Annotated in this window: 22 protein-coding genes; 11 read left to right on the forward strand and 11 right to left on the reverse strand. The window is 56.9% G+C overall.

The features are described from left to right. Positions 1–68: 68 nt before the first annotated feature. The 3 genes from ACR3E2_RS07245 to ACR3E2_RS07255 are packed head-to-tail and all read right to left on the reverse strand — an operon-like array spanning position 69 to position 2,466. Positions 69–683, reverse strand: a complete 615-nt coding sequence (locus ACR3E2_RS07245; RefSeq protein WP_480484272.1) for a hypothetical protein — start codon at positions 681–683, stop codon at positions 69–71. Between the two features lie 41 nt (positions 684–724). Further along, on the reverse strand, positions 725–1,717 hold the full coding sequence (locus tag ACR3E2_RS07250; RefSeq protein ID WP_480484196.1) for an alpha/beta hydrolase: 993 nt from the start codon (positions 1,715–1,717) through the stop codon (positions 725–727). Next, positions 1,717–2,466 (reverse strand): alpha/beta fold hydrolase, encoded by a 750-nt coding sequence (locus tag ACR3E2_RS07255; protein ID WP_480484197.1) that lies wholly within the window; start codon positions 2,464–2,466, stop codon positions 1,717–1,719. Before ACR3E2_RS07255 ends, ACR3E2_RS07250 begins: the two co-directional genes overlap by 1 nt. Positions 2,467–2,677: 211 nt before the next feature. Here ACR3E2_RS07255 and thrS point away from each other — a divergent pair, with 211 nt between their 5' ends. From thrS to ACR3E2_RS07280, 5 genes are all read left to right on the forward strand, one after another. Next, on the forward strand, positions 2,678–4,636 hold the full coding sequence (gene thrS, locus ACR3E2_RS07260) for a threonine--tRNA ligase (protein WP_480484198.1): 1,959 nt from the start codon (positions 2,678–2,680) through the stop codon (positions 4,634–4,636). A 221-nt stretch (positions 4,637–4,857) separates the two neighbouring features. After that, positions 4,858–5,160, forward strand: a complete 303-nt coding sequence (locus tag ACR3E2_RS07265) for a BufA1 family periplasmic bufferin-type metallophore (protein ID WP_209503410.1) — start codon at positions 4,858–4,860, stop codon at positions 5,158–5,160. 72 nt (positions 5,161–5,232) lie between these two features. Continuing rightward, positions 5,233–6,090, forward strand: coding sequence for an MNIO family bufferin maturase (gene bufB / locus ACR3E2_RS07270; RefSeq protein ID WP_480484199.1), 858 nt, complete (start codon positions 5,233–5,235; stop codon positions 6,088–6,090). After that, positions 6,087–6,848, forward strand: a complete 762-nt coding sequence (locus ACR3E2_RS07275) for an HvfC/BufC family peptide modification chaperone (RefSeq protein WP_480484200.1) — start codon at positions 6,087–6,089, stop codon at positions 6,846–6,848. Before bufB ends, ACR3E2_RS07275 begins: the two co-directional genes overlap by 4 nt. Beyond that, positions 6,845–7,363: a DoxX family protein gene (locus ACR3E2_RS07280; protein WP_267365394.1), complete on the forward strand. Its 519-nt coding sequence runs from the start codon at positions 6,845–6,847 to the stop codon at positions 7,361–7,363. The genes ACR3E2_RS07275 and ACR3E2_RS07280 overlap by 4 nt, the downstream gene beginning before the upstream one ends. 1 nt (position 7,364) lies before the next feature. Here ACR3E2_RS07280 and ACR3E2_RS07285 read toward each other — a convergent pair whose 3' ends face one another. Beyond that, positions 7,365–7,733 carry a hypothetical protein gene (locus tag ACR3E2_RS07285; protein WP_480484201.1) on the reverse strand — a complete coding sequence of 123 codons (369 nt, stop codon included), beginning with the start codon at positions 7,731–7,733 and terminating at the stop codon, positions 7,365–7,367. Positions 7,734–7,774: 41 nt separating this feature from the next. Further along, entirely contained in the window at positions 7,775–8,092 is a 318-nt protein-coding gene (locus ACR3E2_RS07290; protein ID WP_480484202.1) for an ArsC/Spx/MgsR family protein, read from the reverse strand. 214 nt (positions 8,093–8,306) lie between these two features. Here ACR3E2_RS07290 and ACR3E2_RS07295 point away from each other — a divergent pair, with 214 nt between their 5' ends. After that, positions 8,307–8,513 (forward strand): cold-shock protein, encoded by a 207-nt coding sequence (locus tag ACR3E2_RS07295; RefSeq protein WP_008758035.1) that lies wholly within the window; start codon positions 8,307–8,309, stop codon positions 8,511–8,513. An 84-nt stretch (positions 8,514–8,597) separates the two neighbouring features. Here the strand turns inward: ACR3E2_RS07295 and ACR3E2_RS07300 are convergent, their stop codons facing one another. Beyond that, positions 8,598–8,906, reverse strand: a complete 309-nt coding sequence (locus ACR3E2_RS07300; protein WP_480484203.1) for a hypothetical protein — start codon at positions 8,904–8,906, stop codon at positions 8,598–8,600. 61 nt (positions 8,907–8,967) lie between these two features. Next, entirely contained in the window at positions 8,968–9,876 is a 909-nt protein-coding gene (gene thyX, locus ACR3E2_RS07305) for an FAD-dependent thymidylate synthase (RefSeq protein ID WP_480484204.1), read from the reverse strand. Between the two features lie 176 nt (positions 9,877–10,052). On the opposite strand from thyX, the gene ACR3E2_RS07310 reads away from it, so the two are divergent. The 3 genes from ACR3E2_RS07310 to ACR3E2_RS07320 are packed head-to-tail and all read left to right on the forward strand — an operon-like array spanning position 10,053 to position 11,889. Next, entirely contained in the window at positions 10,053–10,481 is a 429-nt protein-coding gene (locus ACR3E2_RS07310) for a VOC family protein (RefSeq protein WP_209503395.1), read from the forward strand. Further along, positions 10,478–11,179, forward strand: a complete 702-nt coding sequence (locus ACR3E2_RS07315; protein WP_480484205.1) for a DUF1194 domain-containing protein — start codon at positions 10,478–10,480, stop codon at positions 11,177–11,179. Before ACR3E2_RS07310 ends, ACR3E2_RS07315 begins: the two co-directional genes overlap by 4 nt. Continuing rightward, positions 11,176–11,889, forward strand: a complete 714-nt coding sequence (locus ACR3E2_RS07320; protein WP_480484206.1) for a DUF1194 domain-containing protein — start codon at positions 11,176–11,178, stop codon at positions 11,887–11,889. Before ACR3E2_RS07315 ends, ACR3E2_RS07320 begins: the two co-directional genes overlap by 4 nt. Here ACR3E2_RS07320 and ACR3E2_RS07325 read toward each other — a convergent pair whose 3' ends face one another. The 3 genes from ACR3E2_RS07325 to ACR3E2_RS07335 all read right to left on the reverse strand — a co-directional run bounded on the left by ACR3E2_RS07325 (position 11,890) and on the right by ACR3E2_RS07335 (position 13,112). Beyond that, on the reverse strand, positions 11,890–12,387 hold the full coding sequence (locus ACR3E2_RS07325; RefSeq protein WP_480484207.1) for a MarR family winged helix-turn-helix transcriptional regulator: 498 nt from the start codon (positions 12,385–12,387) through the stop codon (positions 11,890–11,892). Between the two features lie 78 nt (positions 12,388–12,465). Further along, on the reverse strand, positions 12,466–12,690 hold the full coding sequence (locus ACR3E2_RS07330; protein ID WP_480484273.1) for a succinate dehydrogenase assembly factor 2: 225 nt from the start codon (positions 12,688–12,690) through the stop codon (positions 12,466–12,468). 29 nt (positions 12,691–12,719) lie between these two features. Next, complete coding sequence (locus tag ACR3E2_RS07335; RefSeq protein WP_267366820.1) at positions 12,720–13,112, reverse strand: helix-turn-helix domain-containing protein; 393 nt, start codon at positions 13,110–13,112, stop codon at positions 12,720–12,722. Positions 13,113–13,204: 92 nt separating this feature from the next. On the opposite strand from ACR3E2_RS07335, the gene ACR3E2_RS07340 reads away from it, so the two are divergent. Together ACR3E2_RS07340 and ACR3E2_RS07345 are read left to right on the forward strand one after the other, a co-directional pair. After that, positions 13,205–14,407 (forward strand): pyridoxal phosphate-dependent aminotransferase, encoded by a 1,203-nt coding sequence (locus ACR3E2_RS07340; RefSeq protein WP_480484208.1) that lies wholly within the window; start codon positions 13,205–13,207, stop codon positions 14,405–14,407. Positions 14,408–14,409: 2 nt separating this feature from the next. Continuing rightward, the gene (locus ACR3E2_RS07345) at positions 14,410–14,811 is read left to right on the forward strand and encodes a hypothetical protein (protein WP_480473472.1); all 402 of its coding nucleotides are present in this window, start codon (positions 14,410–14,412) and stop codon (positions 14,809–14,811) included. Here ACR3E2_RS07345 and ACR3E2_RS07350 read toward each other — a convergent pair. Continuing rightward, entirely contained in the window at positions 14,808–16,178 is a 1,371-nt protein-coding gene (locus ACR3E2_RS07350; protein WP_480484274.1) for an MATE family efflux transporter, read from the reverse strand. The genes ACR3E2_RS07345 and ACR3E2_RS07350 overlap by 4 nt on opposite strands. Positions 16,179–16,246: the final 68 nt, after the last annotated feature.

The raw sequence follows: 16,246 nt of genomic DNA on the forward strand, positions 1-16,246 counted from the left end.
GCTCGGTATTCCGAGCCCTTGGGTTTGTAGTCAGGTTGAGAATTTATCACATTCAAACAAGCGGAACGTCACGGATAGGCGATTGCCCGAAAAGCCGGAAAGTCAGCATAGCGGGACCGTCGTGAAGCCGCACTTTCCTCGGGCTCAGCGCCCGGTTTCAGAAGGCATCCGCGTGGCGCAATGTAGCTGTCAATCCGCCGCTGCGGTTTAGGGCGCCACACCAGATTGAAAGCGCAGAGTTTCGGAAAAAACCAGATTTCGGAATAATCCAGGTGATCATGCATCCACCATGCCAAATCCCGCCAATCCCGGCCCTGCGCAAACTGATCCGCAAACCAGGGAATTACAACAGACGCCCCGGCAATCCGCGCATCCCCGTCCCCACGATCCCAGATGTGGCATTCCAACGGGTGATCATTCCGGGCGCAGTTCAGTTTGTTTTCATTGCCAAACCTGTTTAGCGACGGTGAGCGATAGCCCGAGCGCACAGCGATCCTGCCAAAGGTCTCTTCCAGCGGGTCCAGCAGAGTTTCGCAGAACGCACGTCCTGTCTCGATAGCCAGATCCGGGTTGTCTGGAATGTTCTGTTTCTGGTGAAAGTTCCCGATCTCGGAATAGAGGAAATCGCGCATGAAGAAATACCGGGACAGACGAACGCGCCCCAACGTCTCAAGGCTCCACATACTGCCCGGCTTACGCATCGTCCCTCGACCCGAGGCCGCCATCATTCCACCCCCAGCCCTTTTAGCCAGTCCAGAATACCGGCCACAGCCGCGTCGGTCTGCCCTGGCGACATCAGGCGACCGGCAATAACATGGGATGACGGATCATCCTCAGGGCCCATTGTCACCAATTTGACGGATGTTGGCGCACCCCACGCTTTGGCGACCTCGTGTGTGCGGTCAGGGCGCACCACCTGATCGTTGTCCGAGAACCAGAACAGCACGGGCACCAGGGCATTCGAGAAATCCAGCGCATAGACTTTTTCGACCAGAACGGACATCGGCACGACCGACTCCCACGGATAGACGGTAGACCAATATTTGTTCTTTTCCGGGTCTGGCCCCGATACATCGCGTTCGTCCCCCATCAGGACCGGCAACCAATCCCTTGCCCATGGCAAAGTGGGGATCCATGCCACAGACGTGTTGACCCCGAAATTGGGAGAGACAAAGACCATGCCGACAACATCTTTGCTGAGGCTGGCATCCAAAGCGGCGGCGGCTGCAAGCGTCGCACCGGTCGACGTTGAGATCACGATCACCTTGTCCCCAACAGCACGTGCGGCTGCCAATCCCTCGGCAGTGTCCAGCATCCAGCCCGAGGCAGTGCCTTCTGCCATGGCTGATCCGGTTCGCCCGTGACCTTGCAGGCGTGTGTAAACCAGATTGGCCCCCAACGCGTCTGCTACAAGGTCTGGTACTGGCCGGATTTCCTCGGAACTTGCTGAAAAGCCATGGATGTAAAGAACGGAATACGGGGTGCGCCGCTCGTTATGGCCATCTTGCCAGATTACTCGTTTTTCGACACCCGGAACGATATCGTCAAACGCGGCTTCGGTGCTTTCGAAATAAACCTGTACGCCCTCACCAAACTTGCGCGGATCAAAGCTTGGGTGCAGGTTCACCTCTTCGCGCGGGCCAAACCAGTAGACAAGGCCGCCGGTGGCAATCAACGCAAGGAACAAGCGCCCCAGAAGCCATCCCAAACGCCGCATTACGCGTCTCCCAACACATCCAGAACCGCCGCCTCGATCAAGCCAAGACATGCATCATCCGAGAATCTGTGATCGGCATCCTTGACTAAAAGAAGCTGCATGTCCGGCCCTGTTGCATGGTCCAGCAACCGAACGGCCGTTTCAGTCGAAACGGCTGTATCCGCTGTTCCCTGCAGGAAACGAACCTTGAACGGCAGGTTCAACGTGTCGCGCAGAACAAGACGCTGCCGCCCATCTTCGATCATCCGTTTGGTGACGATATAAGGCTCCATGTAATCGGACGGCAACTCGACATGCCCGACCGTTTCCAGGGCGGCTTTCTGGTTATCGGTGAATGAAGCCCAATAGCCATCTTCCGTGAAATCCGGCGCGGCGGCGATCGTGACCATACCTGCTATCCGGTCCGGCATGGCCTTGGCCAGCAAAAGCGCCTGCCACCCCCCCATGGACGAGCCGACAACAATCAGCGGCCCCTTGGTCAAGGCATCGACCGCAGCAACAGTGTCCTCATGCCAATCCCCAATGCAGCCATCCGTGAAAGCACCAGAGCTTTCGCCGTGACCGGAATAATCAAACCGCAAAAAGGCCCGCCTCCGCGCCTGCGCCCAAGCTTCCAGATGGACTGCCTTGGTGCCTTCCATATCCGACATGAGCCCACCCAGAAAAACGATGGTCGGCCCTGCCCCTTCGGTCTTGTGATAAGCCAGTCGCCGCCCCTGCGGCGTCTCCAGAAAATTCGTCGCTGCCATGAAACCTTCTTTCCTTTTACTGCATCATGCACGCCCCACCCCCGAGTGCAATTCCGCCCACTTCATCTTTTTTCAAATACTCCGGGGAGCGCGAGGGGCTGGCCCCTCGCCCCTACACTTGACACAGGCATATCCACCTGCCACATCAGCCAGACGCAAATAACCCGCAACCGGGCGTTCAGTGGGCGCCAAACCGACGAGGAGAGCCGACATGGCCCTGGATTCAAAATCCGTCTCTCTCACTTTCCCAGATGGCAACGCACGTTCCTATGACGCAGGGGTTACGCCTGCGCAGGTGGCTGCCGATATTTCAAGTTCGCTGGCCAAAAAGGCCATCTCAGCCACCGTTGACGGCAAACACTGGGACCTGCAATGGCCCATCGAAGCCGATGCACAGATTGCCATCCACACCATGAAGGATGACGTCCAGGCCAACGAGCTGATCCGCCACGATCTGGCCCACATCATGGCCCGCGCCGTGCAGGAAATCTGGCCTGCGACCAAGGTCACCATCGGCCCCGTTATCGAAAACGGCTGGTATTATGACTTCGACCGGGAAGAACCGTTCACGCCCGAAGATCTTGGCCTCATCGAGAAAAAGATGAAAGAGATCATCAACAAGCGCGATCCTGTCACCACCGAGGTTTGGGACCGCGAGCGGGCCATCGAGTTCTACAAGGCCAATAACGAGCCCTACAAGGTTGAGCTGATCGAAGCCATTCCCGGGGATGAGCCGTTGCGCATGTACTGGCACGGCCACTGGCAGGATTTGTGCCGCGGTCCGCATCTGCAACATACCGGTCAGGTTCCCGGTGATGCGTTCAAGCTGATGTCTATCGCCGGTGCCTATTGGCGCGGCGACAGCAACCGCGCGATGCTGCAACGCATCTACGGCGTGGCCTTCACCGGCAAGGAAAAGCTGAAAGACCACCTGCATATGCTGGAAGAGGCCGCAAAGCGCGACCACCGCAAACTGGGCCGCGAGATGGACCTGTTTCACATGCAGGAAGAAGCCCCCGGTCAGATCTTCTGGCACCCCAATGGCTGGTCCATCTACACCCAGTTGCAGGATTACATGCGCCGTCAGCAGCGCAAGGGTGGGTATGTCGAGGTAAACACGCCGCAAGTCGTTGACCGCAAACTGTGGGAACGTTCAGGCCACTGGGACAAGTATCAGGAGAACATGTTCATCGTCGAAGTGGACGAGGAACATGCCCGTGAAAAGGCCGTTAACGCGCTCAAACCGATGAACTGCCCCTGCCATGTCGAGATTTTCAAGCAAGGCCTGAAATCCTATCGCGACCTGCCGCTGCGCATGGCCGAGTTCGGGTCGTGCAACCGGTACGAACCCTCTGGCGCGTTGCATGGCATCATGCGGGTGCGTGGGTTCACGCAGGACGACGCCCACATCTTTTCAACCGAAGAACAGATCGAGGCGGAGACCGCCGAATTCATCCGTTTCCTCAGTGTGATCTACAAGGATCTGGGATTCGAGGATTTTTCGGTGAAGTTCTCAGACCGTCCCGAAACCCGCGCCGGATCGGACGATGTCTGGGACAAGGCCGAAGCGGCGCTTTTGTCCGCCACCCGTGCCGCCGGGATCGAACCGGAACTGAACCCGGGCGAAGGTGCATTCTATGGTCCGAAACTGGAATTCGTGCTGACGGACGCCATCGGGCGTGACTGGCAATGCGGCACCTTCCAGGTCGATTTCGTTCTGCCCGAACGGCTGGATGCCACCTATATCGGCGCCGACGGGGCCAAGCACCGCCCGGTCATGCTGCACCGCGCAACACTTGGTTCGTTCGAACGCTTCATCGGTATCTTGATCGAGGAACACGCAGGCAAATTGCCGTTCTGGCTGGCCCCGCGTCAGGTCGTCGTCGCGTCCATCACGTCCGACGCGGACGACTATGTCACCGAAGTGGTCGAAACCCTGCGTGCTGCGGGTGTGCGGGCCGAGGCCGACATCCGCAATGAAAAGATCAACTATAAGGTCCGTGAGCATTCGGTCGGCAAAGTACCTGTAATTCTGGCCGTCGGTCACCGCGAAGTTGACGAACGCACCGTAAGCGTGCGGCGACTGGGTGAAAAACAGACCCAGGTACAACCGCTTGATGTTGTAACAAAAGAGCTGGCACACGCCGCCACCCCGCCAGATCTGCTGTAACAAACAGCACCATTTCCAAAAAAATCCGACCCCTACTAAGGGGTCGGATTGTAACATTTCACCCTTTCTTCATCAAAAACAGTGTATTACGCTGCAAGGGGGCAGGCCGCCCCATGACGCGCTTGTGAGACACGGGCTCGTGAATTCAACTCTGCCCACCAAGCCACTACCTTTGTCATTGTCACAAGCAGACATACCCAGTCATCAAGAGGATTACCGAGATGTCGAACACAGCTAAGTCCCTGGTTATCGCAACCGCAGTCGCAGCCGCCGTATCGGGTGTCGCAACCACAGCAAGCGCACAGGCAAAAGAAAAGTGCTATGGCGTATCGTTGGCCGGTCAGAACGACTGTGCCGCAGGCCCCGGCACCACCTGCGCGGGCACCTCGACCGTTGATTATCAGGGCAACGCATGGACCTTGGTTGACGCAGGCACCTGCGCCGACATCGAATTGCCTGCGGAAGCAAACGGCACACCGCGCAAAGGTTCGCTGGAAGCACTGGACCGCGACCTGCCGGCATAAGACTGGCCTGACGATTTCAAGGGGCGGGCACCATCGCCCGCCCTTTCCCTTTCGTGATCAAGGAACTGGCCCATGTTGGATGACACCTGCCGGTCAAACCGCCTGCCCGCAGCGCCGGGCGTTGGTTACAAGCCGCAACACTTCGCTCAGATACTTGAACACGCACAGCCCGTCGCATGGTTGGAAATCCATGCCGAGAATTATATGGGCGACGGCGGGCGACCCTTGGCGCAACTGCGCCACCTTTCCGAAAAGTTCCCAATCTCGGTCCATGGCGTTGGCCTGTCCATTGGTGGTGAAGGCGCGCTGGACTCCGATCATTTGGCCCGGTTGAAACACCTGGTCGGCTGGCTGAACCCTGCAAGCTTTTCCGAACATTTGGCCTGGTCTACCCATGACAGCCATTTCTACAACGATCTGCTGCCCCTGCCCTATACCGACGAAACTCTTACGCGGGTTTGTGAACATATCGATCAGGTGCAGGACACCGTGGGGCGTCAGATGCTGCTGGAAAACCCGTCCAGCTATCTGGCCTTCGAGGAAAGCACCTGGTCCGAACCTGATTTCCTGAGGGAGATTGCCAAGCGCACCGGTTGCGGCTTGTTGCTGGACGTAAACAATGTCTTTGTCTCGGCGACCAATCTGGATTTCTCACCACAAGGCTATATTGACGCCTATCCGATTGAAAAGGTGTCGGAAATCCACCTTGGCGGCCATGATGAGGATGAAGACGATCACGGTCATCCGCTGCTAATCGACAGTCACGGACGTGAAGTGGTCGATCCGGTGTGGGCCCTGCTGGATTATGTGCTGGAGCGTTCGGGGCCAAAACCCGTTCTGATCGAATGGGACACTGATGTGCCTGATTGGCCCGTTCTGCGGGATGAGGCCATTCGCGCGCAAACCGCATTGGACCGGATACCGGTATGAGCGTTTCTCAATCTGAATTCCGCGCGGCCATGATGGATGCGTCAGCGCCCGTTCCCGGTGGATTGCTGGACGGCGGTGCGCGACCGGCCGGTCGCAGATTCAGCGTTTACCGCAACAACGTTGCGGTGTCGCTGACCGAAGCGATGCATCAGGCGTTTCCTGTGATTGCCAAATTGCTAGGGGCGCAGAACATGGATGGGTTGGCCGGGATTTTCCTGCGTCAGCACCCGCCCTCATCTCCGCTGATGATGTTTTATGGCGAGGCGTTTCCTGATTTTCTGGCAGGAATGCCCCAACTTGCCCATCTTGGATACCTGCCGGACGTGGCCCGGTTGGAGATTGCCTTGCGCAAGTCCTACCACGCCGCCGACAGCGAACCTGCACCGGCAGATGTTCTAGCCGTCGAACCCGAACAGGTCATGCAGGCCCGGTTGCAGTTTGCACCGGCCATGCAGGTGATCCGCTCGGATTGGCCAATTTTCGCGATCTGGCGATTTAACAGCGAAGAGAACGCACCGAAACCGAATGCCGGTGCAGAGGACGTGTTGATCACACGCGCCGAGTTCGATCCCACACCCAATCCACTTCCGGCGGGTGGTGCAGACTGGATCGCCTGTATGCAGAACGGCGACACAATCGGTGACGCATATGAAAAAACGACTGCCAAACTGCCTGAATTTGATCTTGGAACCACTCTGGCACTGCTGTTGCAGGGCGGTGCAATAACCTCTGTGACTATCGAAAGGCCCGAGACATGACTGCTTTGATCTCAACCTACAATAACACCATGGGAAAACTGGACCTTGCCTCTGGCTGGTTGACCCCTACGCTGGCACGGCTGGTCTTTGTTGCGGTTCTTCTGGTTTATTACTGGAACTCAGCCATGCTGAAGATCGACGGATCGATCTTTTCGCCTTCGGCAGGTGCATTTGGTCAGATATTCCCCAAAGCGGCGGAGGCTGTTCTGTATGACGTGTCCCAAATGACGTTCTTCCAACGCATCGTCATCTTCATGGGAACGGTTGCCGAATTTGTGCTCCCGGCACTTCTACTGGTTGGGCTGTTCTCGCGTTTGGCGGCTTTGGGCATGATCGGTTTCATCTGGGTGCAGACTCTTGTCGACGTCACCGGCCATGGCGTGAAACTGGGCAGCCTGTTCGACGCGGCGCCGTCCCTGATGGATCAGCGCACGATGTGGACCTTCCTGATGCTGGTGATCGTCATCAACGGCGCAGGGCCGATCTCGCTCGACCGGATCCTTCGCCTTAAGTAACTCAGAAATGTGCCTTGGGCTGGTCCGGTTTTCCCGCGGCCAGCCCAAGTATCCCGGCGATCCCGGCAAATGTGATCGGGAACATGGTGAAAACACCAAAACCAAAGGCGTAGTACATCGCAGCCGCTGACCCCAGCAACAAGACCCCGCCAATCAACGCGCGCGCTGGTGCCATGGCCCCGCCCGCGATTGCCAGCAAGGGCGCGATAATCGAAATGGCTTGCACCAGATCAGGATTGTCGACCTGGCTTAGAACTCCGTCAATCTCGCCGACATGGTCAACCACGACCACCTTTGCATAGCCGAAGAACCCGACGATCATTCCGATCAACCCGGCGATTACACCCAATAACATTGCGGCATTACGCATTGAAAACCCTCATTGTAGCTTTCACGCAGATAAGCACCCGTTCAGGAAATGCCAAGCTGAGCACGGGTTTCAGCTGTCCAACCCAACAACAGCCTGCCATCGACTTCGATCAATGGGCGTTTCATCAGGGTCGGGTGCTCTTTCAAAAGCTCCAAAGGGGGCTTGGCACGCTGGGTTTCGTCCAATCCGCGCCATGTCGTCGATCTGGTATTAAGCAAGTCATTGCCGAACTCGGCAAAGGCCCGTGACAGCACCGAACCCGGCACACCGTCGCTGCGTACATCAGAAAATTTGACGTCTGGCAGCGATTTCAATGCCTTGCGACAGGTGTCACAGTTTTTCAATCCATAAAGCTGCATGTCTTTGACGCTCCTGCCCATGCTTTGATTTTAAGCAATCTTGCCCGCTTCTTGCGGTTATTCTTGATTTTTTACTTCACCGTGCAATGTTGAAAAAGGCGAAACACACGAATTGGACTGTTCAGCCAGTGCCAAAACAACTTTTTCGTGGTGACGCTGACCACAGCCCCCACCAATTTGTGGGACAATGCGTAAGTAGAAGGAGACACGGGACATGCCAACCGGCACCGTGAAATGGTTCAATACCACTAAAGGCTATGGATTTATTGCCCCTGACGAAGGGGGCAAAGATGTGTTTGTACATATCTCGGCCGTAGAACGGTCCGGCCTCACCGGACTCGCAGACAACCAAAAAGTTTCGTACGAGTTGCAGGACGGACGCGACGGCCGCCAAATGGCAGCTGATTTGAAACCACTGTAACGACATCCCGCTAAACACGCGGTTGATCATTAAGGATGACGGCCAATTTCCGGCCGTTATCCATCCCCCACCGGTTTCGTTCCATTACCCTCGCGCGGGCTTGGCGTCGGCGTGGGTATTCCAGTTTTCGCCCATGGCAACGATGCAGGATGTGCCTGTCGCGTAGGTGACAACCATGGTCCAGTCCCCGTGCTGACTTGCCCAGACTTCCATAATCTGTTCCGGCCCGCGAACACCCGATGCCACGCGCCGCGCACCGAACTGCCTTTCCAGTTTCTGGTGCAACCGGAGCGTCGGTTCGCACAAAACCTCAGCTATGGGGGACTTGGCCTGCGCAGGCAAGGCGAGACCAAAAAACAGACATAACAGAGCAAAATGCAAAATGCGGGCCATGGAACAAGTGTAACAATTCCATGACGACACGTATAGACAAAAGCTATGCAGCTCGTCAGCTCTATTTGCGAATGATCGCCTCGAACTCACGCCATTCGCGCGCTGTCATCCCCGAGTTTTCTTGCGTGACCGCCTCTCCTGCCAGCATGCGTTGCAGGCTTTCGACCATCTGGGCAGACAGGTTCACCGCACCCAGCCGGTAATCCTCGAACGCCTTATACGCAAACGGCACCCAATCAGCGACGATCTTGCACATCGCCTCGGCATAAACGCGGATTTCATACTGAGCATGCGGATCGGCCCGCAGGCGCAGGAAGTGGAACAGATTATGCAGATCCACCTTCCAATACCATTGCGTATAAACGTTTGCGGGTAGGTTCATGCGGGCCAGTTCACGTGCTAGCCCCTGCTGCCCGTCCTGGCTGATCATGGACTCGTAATTGTCATAGCACCGCGTGCTGTCGGCCTTGAGGGTTTCCAATACGCGCGCGGCCTCTTCACCTTCCAACGTTGCCCCACGGCCCTGATTGTTCACTTCGGACTGTGCCGCCACATGTTCTGGGGCTGGGATATAGAACTCGCGATCCAGAATTGAATACCGTGCCGAGTATTCATTCACATTGGCGGTCCGGTGCCGGATCCACTGCCGCGCCACGAACACAGGCAATTTCACATGCAATTTGACTTCGCACATTTCGAATGGCGTGGAATGCCAGTGCCGCATCAGATACCGGATCAACCCCTCGTCATTCTGAACGGATTTGGTGCCTGTGCCATATGAAACGCGCGCAGCCTGACAGATGGCGGCATCGTCCCCCATATAGTCGATCACGCGGACAAAGCCATGATCCAGAACCTGATGCGCCGTGTACAGGTGGTCTTCCATTCCCGCCGAGACAACTCGACGCGTGGGATGCGATTGCGCGCGTTGCGCGTCGATCTCGGCCTGTTGGTCAGGGGACAGCGGCATCGAATCTTCCTTTCTGGCAATGAGTCGCCTGCTACTATATATCGCCGATCCCGGCACAGGAACCGCGATATATGCCGCAGCGGACGCAAAAAACAAATTGCTGCTGAGGGCTCTATCGACACATCGAGGCGGAGCGCTAAGCTCTTGGCAATGTGAGTCGAAAAAGGATGGCCGAAATGGCGCTGAAATATCTTCACACCATGGTCCGCGTGAAGGATCTGGAAAAATCCATGGCGTTTTACGAGCTTCTGGGTCTGAAAGAAACACGCCGGTATGACAGTGAAGCCGGGCGATTTTCTCTGATCTTCATGGCCCCTCCGGGACAAGAAGACGCGCCGATCGAGTTGACGTACAATTGGGACGGCGATGATGAGTTGCCCGCCGACAGCCGTCACTTCGGCCATTTGGCCTACGGTGTCGATAATATCTACGAGGTTTGCCAACATCTTCAGAACAACGGCGTTACGATCAATCGCCCGCCAAGGGATGGTCGCATGGCTTTCGTTCGATCGCCCGACAATATCTCGGTTGAGCTTCTGCAGAATGGCGAAGCACTTGAACCAGCCGAACCCTGGGCCAGCATGGAGAGCAGTGGTCACTGGTGATCCGTTGGCTGATAGCGTTTGGGCTGGTCGTTCAGGCCAGCCCTGTCAAGGCCGAGCAATGTCGCTTGGCGCTGGCCTTGGCGATGGATATTTCCGTTTCAGTCGATGAGGCCGAAGATGTGTTGCAACGGCAGGGGTTAGCCGCCGCCTTGATTGCACCCGAAGTGCAAGAGGCCTTCTTTTCTTCACCGATGCCCGTTGCCCTGGCGGTATATGAGTGGAGTGGCCGCTCAACCCAAAATGTCGTCCTGAACTGGACAATGATCGATGACGTTGGTGATCTGCTGTTCGCATCCAGCCAGGTCAGCCAATCCGTCCGATCTGACGGCGGATCGGCAACAGCTATGGGCTATGCGTTGGCATACGGTGCAAGTCTTATGGAGCAAGCGCCGCAATGCTTGTTTCAAACCATTGACCTGTCCGGCGACGGCACGAACAACGATGGCTATGGGCCGCAGATCGCCTATCGGCACTTTCCCTTCCAAAACACTGTCGTGAATGGGCTTGTGATCAACGCGGCGGATTTCGAGGGAGAGCTGTTCTTGATCCCTTTCTTCGAAAATAACGTCCTGCACGGGCCCGGCGCCTTTTTGGAAATTGCCACCGGGTTTGAAGATTTCGAGCGCGCCATGCGAAAGAAACTGAAACGGGAACTGAGCGGTCTGCAAATCGGTGCATTACGGAATGAAGGCCCATGATACGTCAGGTGATCGTCTTTCTGGCTTGCCTGATATCAGGACCTGCCTTTGGCGAATGCCGGCAGGCCCTTGCGCTGGGGCTGGATGTGTCGGGTTCGGTGGACAGCCGGGAATACAGGCTGCAACTGGACGGGCTGGCGTCGGCCCTGAGCCGCCCCGAGGTCAGCCAGCTGATGTTGTCGGACGGCGCAACCTCCTTACGTCTGGCGATCTTCGAATGGAGCGAGCGGGGACATGAACGGATGCTGTTGGAGTGGACAGAAGTACGGTCCCCCGCCGACCTGATCGCAATCAGTGATCGTTTGGTCCGGACCTCGCGCAGCACAGCGCCGCAGGGAACGGCGCTAGGGTCGGCCATGTTATTTGGCTCTTCCCTGCTTGATCAGCAAAGGGGGTGCTGGCGCCGTACGCTGGATCTGTCCGGTGATGGCAAACATAACCTCGGACCGCATCCACGTGATGTGAAAGCCAGTTTGCGACATGACGGGATCACAATTAACGGGCTGGTGATCGGCGCCGACGATCCGAAAGAAGGTGATCGGAGATATGTTCAGGTCGGTGAACTTTCAGCTTACTATTCAGCCTGGGTCATTTTGGGGCCAAACGCGTTCGTAGAAGTGGCGCTGGGCTTTGAGGCGTATGAAGAGGCCATGACCCGCAAACTTCTTCGTGAGCTGGACAGTCTTGTCCTGTCTGACGCCCGCCACTGATCAATAGATATACCTTATCTGATCCGTCCAGTACCGTTCAACGCGACGCAGCGAACTGGTGATATCTTCGATGCCTTCAAGCCCAAGCACCCCCCTGCCTTGCAGGCCTTCGGCGTGACGTGCAAACAGCTTGGACACGATATTGCGGATTTCCCTGCCTTGCGGCGTCAGGCGCACGCGAACTGAACGGCGATCAATCTCGCATCTTTGGTGGTGCATATAGCCCATCTCAACCAGTTTCTTGAGGTTATAGCTGACATTGCTGCCCTGATAGTACCCACGGCTTTTCAGTTCGCCTGCCGTGACTTCGTGATCACCGATATTGAACAGCAACAACGCCTGAACCGCATTGATTTCCAATACGCCGACGCGCTCAAACTCGTCCTTGATGACATCCAGCAACAACCGGTGCAGTCGCTCCACCAGGGCCAGCGCCTCAAGATAGCTGGTTATGAAACCCTTAGTCTCTGGTGTGGAGACCTGCATTTCCATACTCATCCGACCCTCCGATTCAGTCGCGCTGTTTGACACACGATGAACCGAAAATCCGAAAAATCGGTTAAGCGGAACTTTGCCTTATTTCTGAAAGGTTTGCGCTATGTCTGCAATCAGGCTGGCAAATCGCGCCGGAGGCTGCACCTGCCCCGTGACCCATTGATAAAGGTCCTGATCGTTTTCATGCAACAGCGCGTCATAGACATCCAGCCCGGCGGCATCCATGTCGGCCAGATTGCCCCCCGCATAGGCGGACAGGATAATGTCCATCTCTTTGATGCCGCGTCGCATCGACCGCATTTGCATGCGCTTGATACGCACATCCCGGGGTTCGCTCAATTCTTCTGCTCCAGCATCTGACGCATTTTCTTTTCCAGACGCGCTGCGCGTTCAGAACAGGCGCGCATTTCCGCACGGATGGCGCGCAGTTCGGCCACGGCCGAGGACAGTTCCATCCCGCCTTCGCCCTCATCCACGGGCGCATCCATGCCGTCGCCCTCGCCGGTCAACAACCACATGATTGAGACATTGACCATGCCCGCCATCATTGACAGCCTGTTGGCCCGGGGTTCGGACAGATCGTTTTCCCAATCTGAAATTGTCGCCTTTTTGACCCCAAGACGCCGCGCCAGTTGCGCCTGCGTCATTCCCGCGGCTTCGCGTGCGCCTGCCAGACGGTCTCCGAATGTCGCAGAATCCGGACCGTACCAGTCGTTTTCATCATTCATTCGGGTCTCCATCTCACATTGTCTATACTGCTTGATCGTCACTCGGACGCACCCTATGACAGTCGGGCTGAACATACAAACCGAGGCCGAGCATGAGTTTTCTGTCTGCGACACTGTCACGCGTCAAACCTTCACCCACCATCGCCATGACAGCCAAGGCAGCCGAGCTGAAGGCCGCCGGACGTGATGTCATCGGCCTAAGCGCTGGTGAGCCGGATTTTGACACGCCCCAGAACATCAAAGACGCCGCTGTTGCGGCCATCGCAGCAGGCAAAACCAAATACACCGCGCCGGACGGTATCCCCGAGTTGAAACAAGCGGCATGTGCCAAGATGAAACGTGACCACGGGCTGGACTATTCGCCGGCCCAGATCTCGGTCGGGACCGGTGGCAAGCAAACGCTGTACAATGCTCTGATGGCGACGATGAATGAAGGCGACGAGGTGATCATCCCTGCACCGTACTGGGTCAGCTACCCCGATATGGTGCTTTTGGCCGGTGGCACCCCTGTTGTGGTCGAGACGACGCTGGAAAACAGTTTCAAGCTGACCCCAGAACAACTGGAAGCCGCCATCACGCCCAAGACAAAGTGGTTCATCTTTAACTCGCCTTCGAACCCAACGGGCGCAGGGTACAGTCGGGATGAACTGAAGGCGCTGACCGATGTTCTGATGCGTCATCCGCATGTCTGGATCATGTCGGACGACATGTACGAACATCTGGCCTATGACGGGTTTGAGTTCTGCACCCCGGCCGAGGTTGAACCCGGTCTATTTGACCGAACCCTCACCTGCAACGGGGTTTCAAAAGCCTATGCCATGACCGGTTGGCGCATCGGTTATGCTGCCGGTCCGGTCGAAATCATCGCGGCCATGCGCAAGATCCAGTCGCAATCCACCTCGAACCCCTGCTCGGTCAGTCAGTGGGCTGCCGTCGAGGCCCTGAACGGAACTCAGGATTTTCTGGCCCCGAATAACGAGACATTCAGGCGCCGGCGCGATCTGGTGGTTCGGATGCTGAACGAGATTGATGGCGTCACCTGCCCCACACCCGAAGGGGCCTTTTATGTCTATCCGTCTATCGCCGGATTGATCGGGAAGACGACGCCCGCTGGGACCGTTCTGGTAGACGACGAAGCCTTTGCAACCGCACTTCTGGAAGAAGCCGACGTGGCCGTTGTATTTGGCGCCGCCTTTGGCCTGTCGCCGAATTTCCGCGTCAGCTATGCTACGTCCGACGCGGCACTGACCGAAGCTTGCAGCCGCATCCAGCGTTTTTGTGCTTCTCTGAGGTGACCATGTCCGCCGAACTGCCTGAGTATTACTTTCGCATACGTGAAAACGGTGCTGCGGTGTTTCGGATCGATACGGAAAACCGTCAGCGCCGGATCGAGATGGACCAGATTGCCGTCATCAATATCCGCAATGGCGAGGTCAAGCCGCACGGGCAGCGGACGTTGTCAGACCGGGATCAGGCCGAGATTGCCCAATGGATGGAAGAGCGCCGGGCCCTGCTGGCCCAGCGCGACATTGACGATATCCATCGCGCGGTCGACTATCTGAATCTGACCACGCAATGGGCACAGTCCAAGGCAAGCGACACGCAGCTGGAGGATGTGACAGACAGGTTATTGATGGCCATGCACGACCTGCGTACGGTACTGGTGCGAAAAAAGGCAGATCGGCTGGACAAAGACTAGGCGGGCTCGGCCGATGCCTGTATCTGCTGTACCGAATACATCCAGAATCGGGTCATGAGAAGCACGGCTGCGAAGGCGAGACCAAGCACCAGGCCCAGCCAGACGCCGATGCCGTCCATATGACGGACAAAGCCGAAATAATACGACGCGGGAATCCCTACGACCCAATAGCTGAGCGCCGCCATGACCATTGGGATCTTGGCATCCTGCAACCCGCGCAGCAGGCCCAGCGCAATCACCTGCGCGCCGTCGACCAGCTGAAACAAAGCCGCCATGGCAAGCAATCCGGTACCGATAGTCAGGATTTGGCCCCGCTGCGGGTCATCTGTTTCCATGAACAGGGAAATCAAAGGCTCGGCGCAGGTCAGGAACAGAATGATGGTTGCCACCGACATGACCAGCGACATACCAGTCACGGAAATTGCACCCTTTTCCAGATGCGCCCTGTCCCGACGACCCAGCGCATTGCCAGCCCGGATGGTCGCCGCATTTGATAACCCCAGGTGAACCATGAAAGTGGCAGAAGCCAGATTCAGGGCGATCCCATGCGCAGCCAGCGGGACCTGACCCAGCCAGCCCATCATCACCGCAGAAGTCGCGAACAGTGAAACTTCGGCCAATGTGGTCAAGCCGATGGGTACACCCAACTTCCATACGCTGGCAAACATTTCCCAATCCGGTCGCCAGAACCGTTGGAATAGGCTGTGCTCCGGCAACGTCCGGATCACATAGATAACGACCGCGATCAGCGAAACAACTTGTGTCGTGATTGAGGCGATTGCCGCCCCTGTCACGCCCAGTTCGGGGGCACCCCAGTTGCCGAAGATCAGCGCATAATTGGTCAGCCCGTTCACAGCCGCCGCCGCAATTGTGATCCACAAAACAATCTGCGTTCGCTCCAATGCCGCCAGATAGCTTTTCAACACCATCACAATGAGGGCCGGAAACAATCCCCAACCGGCAACTCGCAGATATTCGGCTGCGGTTTCAGCAATTTGCGGTTCCTGTTTCATGGCGATCAGGATCGGATAGGACCACCACAGCAAGGGCATGACAACCACGGCATACAGCAACGACAACCATAGCCCCATCCGGGTCGAGCGGCGAATGCTGGTTTCATCCCCTTCCGCCGCCGCTGTGGCAACCATGGGCATGACGGCCCATCCAAATCCCGCACCAAACAAAAACAACACGAAATAATAACTGTTGGCCAAGGTAACGGCCGCCAACGCCTCGACCCCGTACCAACCCAGCATGATGGTGTCGGTCAAGCCGATTGCGTATTGCGCCAGATGACCGCCAACCAGTGGCAGGCCGAGAACGGCAATTGCCCGAAAATGGGCCGGGTATGTCATCACCTTTGTCATCGCTCCAGCCATATGCGCGGCTTTGGCGCGGGACAAGAGCGGATCTGCAATATTTCAGATTGAGACTT

The sequence above is a fragment of the Ruegeria sp. AL7 genome (genome assembly GCF_056536105.1).

Excerpts from the sequence above, each read along its gene's own strand:
- bufB (WP_480484199.1), top strand. The coding sequence starts at position 5,233 with ATGTTGGATGACACCTGCCGGTCAAACCGCCTGCCCGCAGCGCCGGGC.
- ACR3E2_RS07250 (WP_480484196.1), bottom strand. The coding sequence starts at position 1,717 with ATGCGGCGTTTGGGATGGCTTCTGGGGCGCTTGTTCCTTGCGTTGATT.
- ACR3E2_RS07350 (WP_480484274.1), bottom strand. The coding sequence starts at position 16,178 with ATGACAAAGGTGATGACATACCCGGCCCATTTTCGGGCAATTGCCGTT.
- ACR3E2_RS07340 (WP_480484208.1), top strand. The coding sequence starts at position 13,205 with ATGAGTTTTCTGTCTGCGACACTGTCACGCGTCAAACCTTCACCCACC.
- ACR3E2_RS07335 (WP_267366820.1), bottom strand. The coding sequence starts at position 13,112 with ATGAATGATGAAAACGACTGGTACGGTCCGGATTCTGCGACATTCGGA.
- ACR3E2_RS07275 (WP_480484200.1), top strand. The coding sequence starts at position 6,087 with ATGAGCGTTTCTCAATCTGAATTCCGCGCGGCCATGATGGATGCGTCA.
- ACR3E2_RS07280 (WP_267365394.1), top strand. The coding sequence starts at position 6,845 with ATGACTGCTTTGATCTCAACCTACAATAACACCATGGGAAAACTGGAC.
- ACR3E2_RS07265 (WP_209503410.1), top strand. The coding sequence starts at position 4,858 with ATGTCGAACACAGCTAAGTCCCTGGTTATCGCAACCGCAGTCGCAGCC.
- thyX (WP_480484204.1), bottom strand. The coding sequence starts at position 9,876 with ATGCCGCTGTCCCCTGACCAACAGGCCGAGATCGACGCGCAACGCGCG.
- ACR3E2_RS07245 (WP_480484272.1), bottom strand. The coding sequence starts at position 683 with ATGTGGAGCCTTGAGACGTTGGGGCGCGTTCGTCTGTCCCGGTATTTC.
- ACR3E2_RS07295 (WP_008758035.1), top strand. The coding sequence starts at position 8,307 with ATGCCAACCGGCACCGTGAAATGGTTCAATACCACTAAAGGCTATGGA.
- ACR3E2_RS07255 (WP_480484197.1), bottom strand. The coding sequence starts at position 2,466 with ATGGCAGCGACGAATTTTCTGGAGACGCCGCAGGGGCGGCGACTGGCT.
- ACR3E2_RS07320 (WP_480484206.1), top strand. The coding sequence starts at position 11,176 with ATGATACGTCAGGTGATCGTCTTTCTGGCTTGCCTGATATCAGGACCT.
- ACR3E2_RS07345 (WP_480473472.1), top strand. The coding sequence starts at position 14,410 with ATGTCCGCCGAACTGCCTGAGTATTACTTTCGCATACGTGAAAACGGT.
- ACR3E2_RS07330 (WP_480484273.1), bottom strand. The coding sequence starts at position 12,690 with ATGCAAATGCGGTCGATGCGACGCGGCATCAAAGAGATGGACATTATC.
- thrS (WP_480484198.1), top strand. The coding sequence starts at position 2,678 with ATGGCCCTGGATTCAAAATCCGTCTCTCTCACTTTCCCAGATGGCAAC.
- ACR3E2_RS07300 (WP_480484203.1), bottom strand. The coding sequence starts at position 8,906 with ATGGCCCGCATTTTGCATTTTGCTCTGTTATGTCTGTTTTTTGGTCTC.
- ACR3E2_RS07290 (WP_480484202.1), bottom strand. The coding sequence starts at position 8,092 with ATGCAGCTTTATGGATTGAAAAACTGTGACACCTGTCGCAAGGCATTG.
- ACR3E2_RS07310 (WP_209503395.1), top strand. The coding sequence starts at position 10,053 with ATGGCGCTGAAATATCTTCACACCATGGTCCGCGTGAAGGATCTGGAA.
- ACR3E2_RS07325 (WP_480484207.1), bottom strand. The coding sequence starts at position 12,387 with ATGAGTATGGAAATGCAGGTCTCCACACCAGAGACTAAGGGTTTCATA.
- ACR3E2_RS07285 (WP_480484201.1), bottom strand. The coding sequence starts at position 7,733 with ATGCGTAATGCCGCAATGTTATTGGGTGTAATCGCCGGGTTGATCGGA.